Genomic DNA, 14,255 nt, shown 5'->3' on the forward strand with positions numbered 1-14,255 from the left:
CCCGTGAAGGGGGAACCGGCCGCCGAGAGCCCGGCCGTCGAGAATCCGGCGCCCGACGCACCCGCCTCCGAGAAGCCGGCGATCGACGAACCGGCGACCGAGGCGTTCCTCGCCCACCGCAACCTGCTCTTCACCGTCGCCTACGAGGTGCTCGGATCGGCGGCCGACGCCGAGGACGTCCTCCAGGACGCCTGGCTGCAGTGGGCCGGGGCCGACCACGAGCACGTACGCGACCGGCGCGCGTTCCTGGTCCGGATCACCACCCGCCAGGCGCTCAACCGGCTGCGTACGCTGCAGCGGCGCAAGGAGGCGTACGTCGGCCCGTGGCTGCCCGAGCCGCTGCTCACCGCCCCGGACGTCGCCGAGGACGTCGAGCTCGCCGAGAGCGTGTCGATGGCGCTGATGCTCGTCCTGGAGACCTTGTCGCCGACCGAGCGGGCCGTCTTCGTGCTGCGCGAGGTCTTCGACATCGGCTACGACGAGATCGCGGCCGCCGTCGACCGGAGCCCCGCGGCGGTCCGCCAGATCGCCCACCGCGCCCGCCGGCACGTCGACGCCCGCCGTCCCCGCCGGCGCGTCACCGCCGACGAGAGCCGGGCGGTGCTGAAGTCGTTCCGGTACGCCGCCGAGACGGGCGATCCCCAGGCACTCCTGGCGGTGCTGGCCCCCGACGTCGTCCTGATGAGCGACGGCGGCGGCGTGAAGCACGCCGCGCTGCGGCCGGTGGTGGGGGCGGAGCGGGTGGCCCGGATGTTCGCCGGCGGCATCGGCAGGTTCGCGGGCGCGTTCACCACCGAACCGACGCTGGTCAACGGCCACCCGGCCCTGCTGGTCCGGATGGGCGGCGAGGTCGACGGCGTCATGGCGCTCAGCGTCGAGAACGCCCGCGTCACCGGCCTCTACTACGTCCGCAACCCGGGCAAGCTGACCCACCTCACGTCCGAGACCCCGCTCACCCTGCGCTGAACCGCGCGGCTCCCGGCCGCCGCGCGGGGCGGCCGGGAAGTAAGCGGCGATGAGGCTAGAAGGAGGCGGCGATCATGCCGCGGTCCACGGTGAGGGAGCCGCGGTCGAGCGCCGGCAGACCCAGGTGGTCGCTGATCACCTGGGTCAGCCGCTCCTCGAAGTCCGGGGCGTCGACGTCGAGCGCCGCGGCCGTGATGACGGGGGCCAGCTCGTTGGGCCAGTGCTCGCCGACATGGGCGGGATCCTCGTAGTCGACGCAGGAGACGCGCGTCCGTCCCGGAAGTGGTACGCCTTGGAGCCGTGCGCCTTGGCGATGCACGGATGGGGTTCGAAGACCACCAGTTCGCCCCCGGCGGAGCACAAGGACCGGTGGTCGACCGGGGCGAAGTCGCCCTGCGAGGGGGTGTGCATGTGGTGCACGACCGTCCCCCAGCGGCCGGGCGCCACGCTGCCGCCGTGCGCGAAGGGCGGCCGGTCCGCGGCCGTCAGCCCTTCGACGATCTCGGGGAGCCCGAGGCCCTTGAAGTACACGAGGACCGTCTCGTCCTCGTACCGCTTCCCGTCCACTCACGCCATGACGCCACTGCGGATCCACCCCGTCATACCCGGCACCCTAGGATCTCCGTGCCGGTGAGCATCGACGGGGGGTGACGACATGGGCCGACAGGAGAGACACCGCAAGGTGCTCCGACCGCTGCTGCGCGCCGGCATCGAGGTACTGCCCGAGCCGGCGCCGGCCTCGGCGATCCCGCACGTCCTCGGCTGGGAACGAGAGCGGTCCTTCGGCTTCTGCCTCGTCGACTACCGGGACCCGCGGTTCGTGGAGCGCCTCAACGCGGCCTGGTACGACCTCGCCACGTCCTCCGGCCTGATCGACGAGAACGGCGAGTTCCTCCTCATGCTGCCCCGGGGAACCTGGACCGCCGAGGAGGACCGACGGCGCCGCACGATGCACGTCTGGCGCCGGGTCCGCCTCCTGGACCGGTGGGACCTCATGGGCGCCGGTGCCGCCTCGTTCCTGGGCGTCCGCTCCGGCCACCCCGGCTTCGCCGCGCTGGCCCTGGACAACAGCGTCTGGCTCCTGACCGACACCTACGAAACCGGCGCGGCCGTCTACGCGGTACGCGACCCCGCCACCTCCCCCGACGTCCTCCACACACTGGAGAGCGTGGCCAAGGAGAACTTCTACAAGGACCCCCACTTCCAACGGGAAGCCCTCAGCTGGCTCGCGACCCACGGGCCCCAGCGCTGACCGGTGCACCCGGGTTCCGCGGTGGCGGGGCGGCCCGCCGGTCACCTGCACAGGTTGCCGCCGAGACGGAGAGATTCCGGCGAACCCGCATGGGATGCGTGCCCGGTCGGCACGATGGGGGCATGGAGCTTGGGGATGTGTGGCCCGGTGGGGCGCGGCCGTTGGTGGTGCGGGTTCCGGTGGAGCCGGTCGAGGCCGCGGTGGAGGCCGACGCGGTCGACGCCGCGGTGCGGGCCGGTTCCGTGGCGGTGCGCGGGCCGATGTTCGGGGTCGCCGCGCAGGACGAGGGCGACGGGCAGCGGTGGCGGGTGGTCGTCGCGATCTCGGCCGGCTGCCCGCAGGCGGCCCGCGACAGCCTGAACTCGCTGTTGTGGTTCCGCGCGAAGGACAAGGCCCAGGACCGAGCGGAGCGCCGTGCGCTCCTCGCGGCCGTCGCCCGGCTGGAGAGCGAGCCCGTCGACGAACTCGCCGTGGACGGCACGCGTTTCCGTATCGTGCGCGCCGACGAGTACGCCGGCCTGGGCGCCGACGGCATCGAGCGCCCGCGGCCGACCGACCCGGAACCCCTCGTCCCCGACTGGAGCCCCGGCAGCAGGAGCGCGGAGGTCGACGAGGGCCTGGTCCTGGACCCGGACGCACCGGTCACCCCGGCCCAGGCCGCGGAACGGCTGGCGCTGCGCGGCTTCGCCCACACCGGCTCGCGGTTCCCCGAGGACGTGCGCGGCGACTCCCGACGGGCCCTGCGGACCCACCCCGACGTCCTGCTGCTGCCGGCGACGTTCACGGTCGTCGAGAAGAACGGCCCCGGCTGGCACCCGATCAGCGGCCCGCACGCCACCGCGCACGGCGCCCGCAGGTCGCTGGACTTCTCCCTGACGTGGTTCGCGCCGCGCCGGGACGGGCTCATCCCCATGGCCGCCGGCCGGCACGTCGACGCCCGGACCGAGGCCGCCGCGCGGACCCCTGACACCGCCGAGGAGCTGATCGCGTACGCCGAGGCCGCCGACCGGTTGCGCGCCGGCCGGGTCGACCGACTGGAGGTCCTGGGCACCGAGTACAGGATCGTCCGCACCCGCCGCCTGCTCCGCTGGGGACCCGACGGGCCCGAGGGGCCGCGTCCCTCCGACGTCGCCGACCACGGCCCCGAACGCCTCCACCCCGTGCTCGACGAGGACGGCACCGTCCACTTCGACAGCGACGAGGACTGAGCCCACCCGGCCGGCCCGCCGGGTCCCGGCGGCCCGCTGGTGCAGCGCTGCCGGTCAGGCTCGGCTGCAGCGGTCCCGGAGCTCCGCGAGGACGGCCTTCCTGCGGGCGTTGGCGTCGCCGGTCACCGTGGCCACCCGGTCGGCCGCGTCGAGGAGGTCGCTCAGGTCGCCCGGTTCGGCGTCCAACTGGGCCCACACCTCGGCGTGGTCGATGTCCACGAGGCGGGCGAGCCGTTCCTCGACGACCTGGTGCCGCTCTCTGACCAGTCTGACCAGGTGCCGCATCAACAGCGCCTCGTCGTCGGCGATCTTCCGGTCCGCCGTGATGACCAGCCAGGCGACCCACAGCATCAACCGCGGGTGCCGGCTCCGCTCGCTCAGGCCCTCGGCGACCTCGATCACCCGCGCCTCGTTCCGGAAGACGGCCTGCGCGTGCCGCCCCGCGAGCAGCGTCGTATAGCGGTTCAGCACGACCGCGAGGGGAACGCCGACCACGGGGATACCGATCTTGATGACGTTGCGCTGCAGCAGGAACTTCCCCACGAAGGGGAGCCCCTTCGCAGCGCTCAGCACCGCCCCGGAGTAGAAGCGCTTGATCAACGGCCGCACCACGACCGGCACCGCCTTGACCACGCCTTCCCGGACCACTTCCCCGCTCTTGATCGTGAAGGCCACCCGGATGAGCTTCCACAGGTCGTCCGGGTCGGACAGGTCGAGCGGGACCCGGTACAGCACCGATATGTCGTACGCCAGGCGGAGTTGGAGCCGGGTGATGAAGGCGACGTCGACCATGAGCGTCGCGACGGCGGCCGGGACGGTCGCCGGGGATGCGCCACCGAGGCTGCCGAGGGTGGCGACGACCGCCGCCGAGTACGCCCCGGCGGAGAGCCCGCCTTCGAGCGCGGCGTACCGAGCCGCCATCTTGATGCGCTGGTCGACGACGGCATCCGCCGGCACGCCCTCGTAGCGCTCCTGGAAGTACCGCCAGTCGACCTTGTCGGTGTACGAACTCATGGCGTGGGCGCAGAGCTTGGTGAACCAGTTCCCCGACTTGATGTCGTCCGCGCTCAACCCCTTGATGAACTCCCGCATTTCGGCCCGGTCGCGCTCGACCGCCTCCCGGTCGGCGGCGTCGTCGTCACCGGCGTCGACAGCGTCGTTCAGGGTTTCGGTCACGGCGGTTCCTCCTGGGCGGGTGGGCGTCCCGCCAGGTTGCCAGGTTCCGGCCCACCCCGCTGACGTCTCGCCGCGATCCACGCTTCGGCGCAGGACACCGCGTGCGCCCGTCGTTCCTCCGGAGCAGATTTTGCAAGCCGAACCTGATTCGGGATCCATCAATTCCGCCGGTACTCACGCCCGAATTTCCTTACTCCGACCTTGACACACCCTCGCCACCCCACTTCAATTCGAATCGATTCGAGTTTGCCTTTGCATCCAGTCCACCCGTCGTACAGATGCCTCCCGGGGCGCGGGTCCGGGTGGTGCGGAGGGCTTCGCGCGTGACCCACAGGAAGAGCGCGTGACACACAGGAAGAAGGAGTCGGGATTCATGGCCGCAGCGCAGCGTGTGGACGAGGAGACCTGTGACGTCGTGGTGGTCGGCGCGGGAATGGCGGGTCTGGTGGCGGCCACCACGCTCGCGGACGAGGCCGACGTCATGGTGCTCGAGGCGGCGGATCGGGCCGGCGGACGCGTCGAGACGGTCCGCAGGGGCGATTACTGGATCAACGTCGGGACGCAGTTCACCGAGGGGACCGGCCCGCTGATCGACGCCCTCGACCGGCACGGCGTCGAGATGGGCTCCCTGGCCGGAACCGGCGTGTCGCTGGTCCTCAACGGCGCCATGGTCGACACGTCCGACGTGTTCGCCCTCATGTTCCGCACGCGGATGACCCTGAGGGACAAGGTCGGCATGGCGCTGGTCGGCGCCCGCATCCTCTCTGCGGTCCCGTTCCTGGAGTCGGACAACGGCCTGGCGAGGAGGGTGCGGGCCAAGCTGGACAGGCGGCCCGCCTCGGACCTCCTGCGCGGCGTCCGGTCCGAGGTCGCTCGGGCGATGGTCCGGTCGTGGTCGGGTCAGTGGATGGGCTGCGAGCCGGAGGAGACCGCCGCGACCCAGCTGGTGATCTCGATCGGCCTCGCCCTCGCCGACCCGGCGAAGGTGCCGAACTTCGCCCTGCCGGTCGGGGGCAACCAGACCCTGACCGACATCCTCGCCGCCGACCTGGGCGACCGCCTGCGGCTCGGGTCCACCGTACGGTCCGTGGAGACGAGCGGGGCCGGCGTCGTCGTGACCTACGCGGACGCGGACCGCACGGTGCGGGTACGCGCGAAGCGCGCCGTCGTCACGGTGCCCAGCGATGTCGCGTCGCGGATCCTTCCGGAACTCCCGCAGACGTACCGCAGCGCGTTCGACGACATCCGCTACGGCCGGTACGTGATCGTCGGCTTCTTCACCGAGGAGGAGGGGCCGCAGCCCTGGGACGGACTCCTCGGGGTGTCCACGCCCCAGCTCTCCTTCCAGGCGATCTTCAACCACGCCGCCGCCATGCGGAAGAACGGGCCGCGCAAGCCCGGCGGCGCGCTGGCGTGCTTCGCCGGCGGTGCCACGGCCGACGCCCTGTTCGAGCTCTCCGACGAGGAGATCGTCGCCCGGTTCTCCCGGGACCTCGTCTCGGTCTATCCCCAGCTCGAAGGGAAGCTCGGGGAGGGAATCGTGCGCCGTCACCACCGCGTGGTGCCGTTCTGGGGTCCCCGGGGGCGCGAGTCGTTGCCCACGCTGCGCAGCCCGCTCGGCCCGATCCACCTCGCCGGGGACTACCAGCTCGACATGCCCTCGCTCGCCGACGCGGCGACCTCGGGCGAGAACGCGGCGAAGGCGGTCCTCACGAGCCTGAGGCGCTGACCCCGCTCGCGCCGGCCCCCTTGGGCCCCGTCCGGCCCGTCCGCCACCCGGATCATCACGATTCGGCCGAGGACCGGCCCCCGACGTGACCGACTGCTTAGCATGTGGTCCTCCCGGAGCGCCGGCACACGGCGAGCCGCGGTGGTGTCCTCGCACGCCCCGACCGTCTGGAGGGCCCATGCACAGCAGTTCCGTCCGTGGCACGGCCGGTCCCCGTGGCACCACCGGCGGTACGCGGCCCCCGGCCGTCGCCGACCCCTCGCCGCTCCGGTTGTTCGACCACGCCTGCCGGCGCCTGCTGCGGCAGGGCGCCTCGTTCACGGACTCGGTGGGGCACCAGATCCGTACCGAGGTGCCGTACTACGCCGATCCGGTGCTCTCGCCGCCCGACCTCAGGCAGTCCGTGGACACGGGCGTCCGCTTCTCCCTGGAGGCCGCCCTCGACCCGGGCCGCATCGCGGACGTCGAGCGCTACACCCGTGAGCTCGGCAGCCGCCGCGCCGAGGAGGGCCGCCCCCTCGACGAGGTGATGCACGCCTTCCGGGTGGCCGGCTCGGAGGTCTGGAGCGGGATCGTCGGCGTCGTGGAGCGGGACGGGCTCGGCGACCCGCGGCACCTCGTCCAAGTGGCGCAGGTGGTGTGGAAGATGAACGACCGCGACGCCGTCCTGGTCGCCGACGCCTACCGCCAGGTCGCCCAGGGCGTGGCCAGCCGGCACACCGAGCGGGTACGTCTGATCCTCGCCGCCGTCCTGGAGACTCGTGGCGACCCGGCGTTCGTCCAGGACGCCGCGTCCATTCTCGACCTGCCGCCCGACGGCCGCTTCGCGGTGGCGGAGCTGCGGGCCACGCCGCCCTTCGGCCGCGTGCCCGACGGCGTTCCCGAGGTCCGCGGCATGCGGCTCCTGCGCCACGTCGGCGCACAGCGGCATCTGCTCGTCGCCCACCTCGGCGACCGTCCGCTCGACGCGCTCGCCTCCGCCCTCGCCGCCGGCGCCGGACCCGGCATGCGCGTCGGCATCAGCCCCGTCGTCCAGGGCCTCGAGAACCTGCCCCGGGCACGGGACCTGGCGGGACTCGCCCTGCGGACGTGCCGCGCGGACGGGGAGGTCGCCCGGCTCGACGCCCGGCTGCCGGACGGACTGCTGGTCTCGCGGCCCGATCTGTCCGCCGAGCTGGCCCTGCGGGTGCTCCGGCCGCTGTACGGCCTGGAGCCCGCCGACCGCGAGACGCTGATCGACACGCTCGGCGTGTGGATCGAGACGGGCGGCTCCGCGGTCCGGGCGGCCCGGCAGATGCTGTGCCACCGCAACACGGTGCTGAACCGGCTGCGCCGCTTCGAGCAGGTCACCGGTCTCGAACTGTCCCGCCCCCGCGACCTCGTACGGCTCACGCTCGCCCTGGACGCGCTCCGCCTGCTCGGGCCGGCGGCGGTCCTCGGCGGCGGAGACGCCTGGGGCTCCGCAGACGCCGGGGACGCTGGAGACGCCGGGGACGACTGGGGCGACTGGGGCGCCGCGCCGGAAGCCTGAGGCCCCACAGCCGTACGCCCCCGCCGCCCCGCCGCCCCGCCGCCCCGCCGCCCCGCCGCGCCCCGCCCCCAAATGGGCATCGGCACAGCCGCCGCACCCCGCCGTTGGGAACCGACAACGGCGTGCCCGAAGCCCGTGGACCGACCGTGGCCGCACATGTTCTGGTGAGCCCTCACCAAGGGCAGTGCCGTCAGGGGCAGTGCCCTCGCGCGCGCACCGCCCGGGCGAGGCGATGCGCGCGCGTCCTTGCCGCCAGGAGAGCTCCATGGCCCATCCGCGTCCCCAGCCGCACCCCCCTCGGTTCCGTGAAAGACCCCGGCCCCACCGGCCGGGCAGGTCGTTCGCGCTCGTCAACGGACTGACCTTCGCGCTCCATCTCCTGCTCGTCTGCACCGCGGAGGACCTGATGGCGGCCCGCGTCCTGGGGGAGATCAACCTCGGCGTCGTCGCGCTGCTCGCGCAGGGCTCGCTCCTCCTGTGGACGGCGGCGCGCTACGACCGCGCCGCCCACGAGGAGGAGGCCGCGTACCACGCGACGGAGGAGCCGTCCTGATGTTCCGTCATATCGTCCTCGCCGCAGGGGAACCCGGGACCCTCGACCTCGACACGGACACCCGCTCCTGGGTCCTCGTCGGCTTCCTCGCCTTCATCGTCCCCATCCTGTTCTTCTGCGTGCTCAACGGCCCCGAGCGGGACCGGGTGAACGACTTCTACACGGCGGGCCGCAGGCTGCGGCCCGTCCAGGGCGCCCTCGTCCTCACCGGCGTCTACGTGTCCGCCGCCACCGTGCTCGGCACGTCGGGCGCCGTTGCGCTCTTCGGCTTCGACGGCCTGCTCATCGCCCTGTGCACCGTGCTGTCGCTCGGCGTCCTGCTCCTGCTGTCCGGACCGCTGCGGTCGCGCGGCGGCTACACCCTAGGCGACACGTTCGCCCTGCGGGCGCCGGGGCCGTCGGTGCGGATCGCGGTCGCCGTCGTGACGCTGAGCGCGTGCGTCCCGTATCTGATCGTCCAGCTCTCCGGAGCGGGCAGGACCACGGCCATGCTGCTCGGCCTGTCCGGTCCCGGCGCCGAACAGGCCACCGTCGTCATGATCGGCGCCCTCGTCGTCTGCGCCACGGCCTTCGGCGGCATGCGCGCCATGATCGCGATCCAGGTGGTCAAGACGGTGGTCCTGCTCGTCGTCGCCGTGGCCGTGGCGGCGGTACTCCTGCACCGTTTCCACTGGAGTCCCGACTCCCTCATCGAGGCGGCCGGGCAGGGCAGCGGCCGGCCCGAGGGCTACATGCGTCCGGGCCTGAGGTTCGCCGCCAGCGGCCCCGTCCAGGGGACGCTCGACCTCATCGGCCTGATGGTCACCGTCGTGCTGGGCGTCGCGTGCATGCCCCATGTCGCGACCCAGCTCAACACCGCGCCGGACGCCGCCGCGGCCCGCCGGACGGTCCGTCACACCATCGCGATCGTCGGCGCCGTCTGTCTGCTCACCACGGTGATGGGGCTCGGGGCCGCGGCCCTGATCGGCGCCGAGAAGATCCTCGCCGCCGACCCTGCGGGCACCAGCAGCCTGCTGATGCTCACCGGCGAACTGGCGGGCGGCTCGTCGGCGCAGGCCGGTGAGGCGTGGCTCGTGGTGCTGGTCTCCAGCGCGGTGTTCCTCACGGCGCTCACGATCGTCGCGAGCGTGACGCTGGCGGCCGCGGGCTCGGTCGCCCACGACCTCGTCACCAACGTCGTCCGCCCCGGGCGCACGACCGAGGGCCGGGAGGTGGCCGCGGCGCGTGTCGCGTCCGCCGCGGTCGGGGTGCTGAGCATCTGCCTCGCGGTGTGGGTGCAGGGCTGGAACATGGGCTTCCTGTCCACGATCTCCCTGGCGGTGGCGAGTTCCTGCCTGCTCCCGGCGCTGGTGTACTCCCTGTTCTGGCGCGGTTTCACCCGCAGGGGGCTGCTGTGGACGCTGTACGGAGGTCTCGGCTGCGCGCTCGGTCTCCAGGTCCTGAGCCCGGTCTTCTCCGGCAGCCCGGCGGCGCTGTTCCCCGAGTGGGACCTCGCGTGGTTCCCGCTGCAGACGGTCGCCCTGGTGTCGCTGCCGGTCGCGTTCCTGCTCGGCTGGCTGGGCAGCGTCACGGGCCGACGGCGTGCGCCGGCGCCTCCGCCGGCGGCTCAGCCGGCGGAGGGGGCCGCGTCCTGGTAGGGGTTGCGGGGCGGGGCGACGGGCTTCACCGCGCCGGCGTCCATCGTCGGTACGGGGTCCTCCGCGGTGGTCTCCTCGGCCCGCCAGACTCCCGTGACCTCGACCCAGGTGTCGTCGCCCGGGGCCTTCACGCCGTGCACCTCCACGCGCAGCGTCCGCGCGTCGCCCGCGCAGCAGCCGACCTTCAGGCGGTTGAGGTACCAGGTGTCCGGGGTCGTGCCCGCGGTGACGAACCCGAGCAGCCGGATCTTGCGGCCGCGCAGGCTCATCGAGTCGTACAGGGAGCGCCCGATGAACTCCTCCAGCGCCATGGCCGTGGTCGGCGCGTCCGCCAGTTCCTCGTAGGTCGTCCGTTCGACCCGCGCCGCGCCGCCCTCCCGTGAGGCGGTGTACGAGCCGAGCGCCGGCGGCGCGACGAACAGGAGGGTGAGCGCCGGTACGGCGAGGAGCCAGGCGACGCGCGTGGCCCCGCCGTGCTCGTGCCCGTGCCCGTGCTCCTGCCCGTGTTCGTCGTGCGCCCCGGCGTGGTCGTCGGCCGGGTCGTGCCAGTACCGGTTCCCGGACGCGTCGCGCCGCAGCACCGGCTGTCGCAGGCGGCGCGTCACCTCGGCGCCGAACCCCGCGAGGCCCAGGACGACCAGCAGGACGCCGGAGGCCACGAGGTAGGGCCACAGCCCTTCCTTCACGTACCGGAGGTAGACGTCGCTGCGCACGGTGGCGCGCAGCAGGCCCGCGCCGGTCAGCAACAGCAGCAGGGGCAGGGCGAGTTCGCTGATCCGGCGCGGGCGTCCCGCGCGGACAGGGGGTCGTGCGGTCACAGCAGGACGCCTCCGACGAGTACGCAGCACAGGACGGCCACGACGAACGTGGCGGCGCAGAAGCGCACCGCGAACGCCCGCCCGAAGGCGCCCGACTGCAGGGCGATCAGCTTCATGTCGACCATCGGGCCGACCACCATGAAGGCGAGCCGGGCGGTGGGCGAGAAACCGGTGAACGAGGCCGCGACGAAGGCATCCGCCTCCGAGCACACCGACAGGAGCACCGCGAGCACCGCCGCCACCAGCACGCCCAGCCAGGGCGAATCGGAGAACACCTCGAGGACCGACGGCGGTACGAGGACGTTGAAGGTCGCGGCGGCCATGGCGCCGACCACCAGGAAGCCGCCCGCGTGCAGGAAGTCGTGCTGCAGCCCGCGCCGGAACGCCCCGAACCGGCCGACGCCCGGCGCGTGTTCGGCACGGCCCCTCGGCAGCCGCAGCCACTCCTCACGGCCGAATGCGATCCACAGCCAGCCCATGACGACGGCGGTGACGAGCGAGGCGCCGAACCGCGCGGCCACCATCTCCGGACTGCCGGGAAACGCGATGGCCGTGGAGACGAGCACCACCGGGTTGACGGCCGGTGCGGCGAGCAGGAACGTCAGCGCCGCGGCGGGAGCCACGCCGCGCCGCATGAGACTGCCCGCGACCGGCACCGAGGCGCATTCGCAGCCGGGCAGCACCACGCCGGCGGCGCCGGCCACCGGGACCGCGAGGGCGGGGTTGCGCGGCAGCGCCTTGGAGAAGACCCGCGCGGGAACGAACGCGCCGATGGCCGCCGAGACGACCGTGCCGAGCAGCAGGAACGGCACGCCCTGCACGACGATGGCCACCAGCAGCGTGCGCCACGCCCCGAGGGCCGCCAGCCCGAACAGCCGCTCCAGCCACGGCCCCGCGAGCACCGCGGCCACGGCGGCCCCGACGAGGACCGAGCCGAGCGCGCCGGACGTGGTCGCGCGCCGACGCTCCGAGCCGGTCCCGTGCGGTCCCGCGTCGCGGGGACGGGGTGGTGCCGCAGTCGCCGTGCCCGCCGAGCCCTCAACCACGCCGCGCCCCTGCCTCTCGGTCCACCGGCCCGCCGGGTACGACGGAAGCCCCCATGCCCGCGCCGGAGGTCGCCCGGCGCGGGCGGGCACACAATAGCCGACGACATTCATGTTCATCTAGCGTCGCGACACGTGCGCCACTCCGTACGCGGCGTCACATTGCTAATGGAATCCATTTTCATATAGCCTCCGGGGCGTCCGGCCCGAACACGACCGAGGAGCCCCCGATGGCCGTCCCCAAGCGGAAGATGTCCCGCAGCAACACCCGTCACCGCCGCGCCCAGTGGAAGGCGAGCACGCCGCAGCTGGTGCCGGTCACCGTCGACGGCGTCGTGTACCAGGTCCCGCAGCGCCTGGTGAAGGCGTACGAGCGCGGCCTCATCCGCCCCGAGGGCTGAGCGCGTGCCCCCGTACGACCGCCTGCCGGTGACCGTCCTGTCCGGGTTCCTCGGCGCGGGCAAGACCACCCTGCTCAACCACGTGCTGGGCAACCGCGAGGGCCTGCGCGTCGCCGTGATCGTCAACGACATGAGCGAGGTCAACATCGACGCCGCGCTCGTGCGCGGCGGGGAGGCGGCGCTGTCGCGCACCGAGGAGCGCCTGGTCGAGATGACCAACGGGTGCATCTGCTGCACCCTGCGCGACGACCTGCTGGAGGAGGTCGACCGCCTCGCCCGCGAGGGCCGGTTCGACTACCTGCTCATCGAGTCCAGCGGCATCTCCGAACCCCTGCCCGTCGCCGCCACGTTCTCCTTCCCCCGGGACGACGGCGCGACCCTCGGCGACCTCGCCCGGCTGGACACGATGGTGACGGTCGTGGACGCCGCGAACTTCCTGACGGAACTGGGAGGCGGCGACGAACTCGTCGCGCGCGGCCTCGATCAGTACGAGGACGACGAGCGCACCGTCAGCGATCTCCTCATGGACCAGGTCGAGTTCGCCGACGTCCTCGTCCTCAACAAGCTCGATCTGGTCGGCCCGGAGGAGGCGCGCCGGCTCCGCGCCGCTCTGTCCCGGCTCAATCCGGACGCGCGGATCGTGCCCGCCGTACGCGGCCGGGTGCCGCTCGAACAGCTCCTGGGCACCGGCCTGTTCGACGTCGAGAAGGCACAGCAGGCTCCCGGCTGGGTGAAGGAGCTTAACGGTGACCACGTGCCCGAGACCGAGGAGTACGGCATCTCCTCGCTCGTGTTCCGCTCCGATCTGCCGTTCCACCCCGAACGGCTGTGGACGTTCGTCACCAAGGGCCTGGACAGCGGGACGTTCGGCCGGGTGCTGCGCTCCAAGGGGTTCTTCTGGCTCGCCAGCCGGCCCCGGGTGACGGGGCTGTGGTCCCAGGCCGGCGCCGTCGCCCGGTTCGAACCGTCCGGTGCCCGAGGCCCGGAGACCACGCAGGGTCAGGAGCTCGTCTTCATCGGCACCGGCCTGCGGACCGAAGCCCTCCGGGCTGCCCTGGACGCCTGCCTGCTGGCTCCGGGCGAGGCCGTTCCGGCCGGGGACGACTTCCCCGCCTGGGAGACGTACGGCATCGACGACGCCTGCGAGCACGAGCAGGCGGCCTGAGGCCCGCCCGGCCCCCGCGCCCGCCCCGTCCGGTGCGGTGCGGGGCGGGGCGGTGCGGGGCAAGGGGCCGGCAGCCGTCAGCCTTGCCGACCGGCTTCGGCCAGCTCCGCCTTGAGGGCGAGGTTGAGCCGGAGGACGTGGACGCGGGGTTCGCCGATGAAGCCGAGGATGCGCCCGTCGGTGTGCTCGGCGACGAGCCGCTCGACCGTCGCCACGTCGAGCTCGTTGCGCGCGGCGACACGGTGGACCTGGAGCCGCGCGTACTCCGGGGAGATGTGCGGGTCCAGGCCGGAGCCGGAGGAGGTGACGGCGTCGGCGGGCACGTCGGCCGGGTTCACCGTGTACGAGGCCGTGGAGTTGTCCTCGACCACGGCGGCCTTGGCGTCCTCGACCCACTGGATCAGTTCCGCGTTGTCGCCCGAGCGGTTCGTCGCGCCGGAGAGGATCAGCCGGTACTGGGTGTTGACGCTGTTGCTGCCCAGGCCGTTGGACGGGCGGGGCTGGAACCAGCGCAGATCGGGGGCCGCCTTCTCCTCGCCGTCCGTGAGGGGGAGGTCGTAGCGCTGGCCGATGAGTTCGGAGCCCACGACCTTCCCGCTCGCGTCGGTGATCTCGGAGCCGTTGGCCCTGCCGGGGAAGGCGAGTTGGGCGACACCGGTGACGGCGAGCGGGTAGAGCACGCCGCAGACGAGGGTCAGGACGAGCAGGGCCCGGAGTCCGGCCCGCAGCACACGGCCCGTGTCGGCCGCGGAGTTGTTCATGGTCGTCAGCACGCT

14 protein-coding genes are annotated in these 14,255 nt (G+C 73.1%); 9 read left to right on the forward strand and 5 right to left on the reverse strand.

Translation table 11 applies throughout. The features are described from left to right. Nucleotides 1-81: 81 nt before the first annotated feature. Complete coding sequence (locus ACNJ93_RS01595) at nt 82-966, forward strand: RNA polymerase sigma-70 factor (protein WP_418961280.1); 885 nt, start codon at nt 82-84, stop codon at nt 964-966. A 55-nt stretch (nt 967-1,021) separates the two neighbouring features. Here ACNJ93_RS01595 and ACNJ93_RS01600 read toward each other — a convergent pair whose 3' ends face one another. Next, complete coding sequence (locus tag ACNJ93_RS01600; RefSeq protein ID WP_418955482.1) at nt 1,022-1,285, reverse strand: hypothetical protein; 264 nt, start codon at nt 1,283-1,285, stop codon at nt 1,022-1,024. A gap of 336 nt (nt 1,286-1,621) precedes the next feature. Here ACNJ93_RS01600 and ACNJ93_RS01605 point away from each other — a divergent pair, with 336 nt between their 5' ends. Next, nucleotides 1,622-2,218: a hypothetical protein gene (locus tag ACNJ93_RS01605; RefSeq protein WP_418955483.1), complete on the forward strand. Its 597-nt coding sequence runs from the start codon at nt 1,622-1,624 to the stop codon at nt 2,216-2,218. 122 nt (nt 2,219-2,340) lie between these two features. Beyond that, entirely contained in the window at nt 2,341-3,426 is a 1,086-nt protein-coding gene (locus tag ACNJ93_RS01610; protein WP_418955484.1) for a DUF5954 family protein, read from the forward strand. Nucleotides 3,427-3,480: 54 nt separating this feature from the next. Here ACNJ93_RS01610 and ACNJ93_RS01615 read toward each other — a convergent pair whose 3' ends face one another. Continuing rightward, complete coding sequence (locus tag ACNJ93_RS01615) at nt 3,481-4,602, reverse strand: hypothetical protein (protein ID WP_418955485.1); 1,122 nt, start codon at nt 4,600-4,602, stop codon at nt 3,481-3,483. A gap of 373 nt (nt 4,603-4,975) precedes the next feature. On the opposite strand from ACNJ93_RS01615, the gene ACNJ93_RS01620 reads away from it, so the two are divergent. From ACNJ93_RS01620 to ACNJ93_RS01635, 4 genes are all read left to right on the forward strand, one after another. Further along, the gene (locus ACNJ93_RS01620; protein WP_418955486.1) at nt 4,976-6,331 is read left to right on the forward strand and encodes a flavin monoamine oxidase family protein; all 1,356 of its coding nucleotides are present in this window, start codon (nt 4,976-4,978) and stop codon (nt 6,329-6,331) included. A gap of 178 nt (nt 6,332-6,509) precedes the next feature. Then, nucleotides 6,510-7,862, forward strand: coding sequence for a PucR family transcriptional regulator (locus ACNJ93_RS01625; RefSeq protein ID WP_418955487.1), 1,353 nt, complete (start codon nt 6,510-6,512; stop codon nt 7,860-7,862). A gap of 265 nt (nt 7,863-8,127) precedes the next feature. After that, nucleotides 8,128-8,415, forward strand: coding sequence for a hypothetical protein (locus tag ACNJ93_RS01630; protein WP_418955488.1), 288 nt, complete (start codon nt 8,128-8,130; stop codon nt 8,413-8,415). Continuing rightward, nucleotides 8,415-10,052, forward strand: coding sequence for a cation acetate symporter (locus ACNJ93_RS01635; RefSeq protein WP_418955489.1), 1,638 nt, complete (start codon nt 8,415-8,417; stop codon nt 10,050-10,052). The genes ACNJ93_RS01630 and ACNJ93_RS01635 overlap by 1 nt, the downstream gene beginning before the upstream one ends. Here the strand turns inward: ACNJ93_RS01635 and ACNJ93_RS01640 are convergent. Continuing rightward, nucleotides 10,022-10,870, reverse strand: a complete 849-nt coding sequence (locus ACNJ93_RS01640) for a TIGR03943 family putative permease subunit (RefSeq protein ID WP_418955490.1) — start codon at nt 10,868-10,870, stop codon at nt 10,022-10,024. The genes ACNJ93_RS01635 and ACNJ93_RS01640 overlap by 31 nt on opposite strands. Next, nucleotides 10,867-11,916, reverse strand: a complete 1,050-nt coding sequence (locus ACNJ93_RS01645) for a permease (RefSeq protein WP_418955491.1) — start codon at nt 11,914-11,916, stop codon at nt 10,867-10,869. The genes ACNJ93_RS01640 and ACNJ93_RS01645 overlap by 4 nt, the downstream gene beginning before the upstream one ends. A 227-nt stretch (nt 11,917-12,143) precedes the next feature. Between ACNJ93_RS01645 and rpmF the strand changes: the two genes are divergently transcribed. Next, nucleotides 12,144-12,314, forward strand: coding sequence for a 50S ribosomal protein L32 (gene rpmF / locus ACNJ93_RS01650; RefSeq protein ID WP_418955492.1), 171 nt, complete (start codon nt 12,144-12,146; stop codon nt 12,312-12,314). Between the two features lie 4 nt (nt 12,315-12,318). Continuing rightward, nucleotides 12,319-13,479, forward strand: a complete 1,161-nt coding sequence (locus ACNJ93_RS01655) for a GTP-binding protein (protein WP_418955493.1) — start codon at nt 12,319-12,321, stop codon at nt 13,477-13,479. 77 nt (nt 13,480-13,556) lie between these two features. Here the strand turns inward: ACNJ93_RS01655 and ACNJ93_RS01660 are convergent, their stop codons facing one another. Further along, nucleotides 13,557-14,240 (reverse strand): potassium-transporting ATPase subunit C, encoded by a 684-nt coding sequence (locus ACNJ93_RS01660; RefSeq protein WP_418955494.1) that lies wholly within the window; start codon nt 14,238-14,240, stop codon nt 13,557-13,559. Nucleotides 14,241-14,255 lie beyond the last annotated feature (15 nt).

The organism is Streptomyces tritici (genome assembly GCF_048500665.1).
GTDB classification, from domain to species: Bacteria; Actinomycetota; Actinomycetes; order Streptomycetales; family Streptomycetaceae; genus Streptomyces; species Streptomyces tritici.

What these genes read in the sequence shown, in the direction of transcription:
- ACNJ93_RS01605 (WP_418955483.1), top strand. Translation starts at nt 1,622, where the DNA reads ATGGGCCGACAGGAGAGACACCGCAAGGTGCTCCGACCGCTGCTGCGC.
- ACNJ93_RS01610 (WP_418955484.1), top strand. Translation starts at nt 2,341, where the DNA reads ATGGAGCTTGGGGATGTGTGGCCCGGTGGGGCGCGGCCGTTGGTGGTG.
- ACNJ93_RS01620 (WP_418955486.1), top strand. Translation starts at nt 4,976, where the DNA reads ATGGCCGCAGCGCAGCGTGTGGACGAGGAGACCTGTGACGTCGTGGTG.
- ACNJ93_RS01625 (WP_418955487.1), top strand. Translation starts at nt 6,510, where the DNA reads ATGCACAGCAGTTCCGTCCGTGGCACGGCCGGTCCCCGTGGCACCACC.
- ACNJ93_RS01630 (WP_418955488.1), top strand. Translation starts at nt 8,128, where the DNA reads ATGGCCCATCCGCGTCCCCAGCCGCACCCCCCTCGGTTCCGTGAAAGA.
- ACNJ93_RS01635 (WP_418955489.1), top strand. Translation starts at nt 8,415, where the DNA reads ATGTTCCGTCATATCGTCCTCGCCGCAGGGGAACCCGGGACCCTCGAC.
- rpmF (WP_418955492.1), top strand. Translation starts at nt 12,144, where the DNA reads ATGGCCGTCCCCAAGCGGAAGATGTCCCGCAGCAACACCCGTCACCGC.
- ACNJ93_RS01660 (WP_418955494.1), bottom strand. Translation starts at nt 14,240, where the DNA reads ATGAACAACTCCGCGGCCGACACGGGCCGTGTGCTGCGGGCCGGACTC.